Below are 360 nucleotides of genomic sequence, written 5' to 3'. Positions count from 1 at the left end.
GGGATCCATGGACACCGGATTGAAGGGAAAGACCGTGCTCATAACGGGCGCGGCAAGCGGCATAGGCAGGGCAACGGCGCTCGCGTTTGCCAGGGAAGGGGCGGACCTGCGCCTTATCGATATGGATGCGGCGGGCCTGAAGGAGACGGCCGCATCGGCCTCGGCGACGGGCGTCGAAATCACGCTTGCGGTCGCCGATCTATCGTCGGCGCAAGGCGTCGAACAGGGGATCGCCGACGTGTTCCCAGCCGCGAATGGCAGACTGGATGTCCTGGTCAACAATGTCGGCATTGTCGACGCGCAGCCATTCGATCTGCTGACCGACGCGCACTGGCAACGCACATTCGACGTCAATTTCCT

At 63.1% G+C, this 360-nt stretch carries 1 protein-coding gene; it reads left to right on the top strand.

Annotated features, from left to right (window positions below):
- Window positions 1-19 precede the first annotated feature (19 nt).
- Window positions 20-360, top strand: a 341-nt coding sequence (locus EN874_RS32530; RefSeq protein ID WP_189396745.1) for an SDR family NAD(P)-dependent oxidoreductase, incomplete at its 3' end; no start/stop codon positions are given.

Origin of the sequence: Mesorhizobium sp. M1D.F.Ca.ET.231.01.1.1 (assembly GCF_003999155.2) — a bacterium.
In the GTDB taxonomy this organism is placed as follows: Bacteria; Pseudomonadota; Alphaproteobacteria; order Rhizobiales; family Rhizobiaceae; genus Mesorhizobium.
This window is presented reverse-complemented; position numbering and strand designations above follow the sequence as displayed.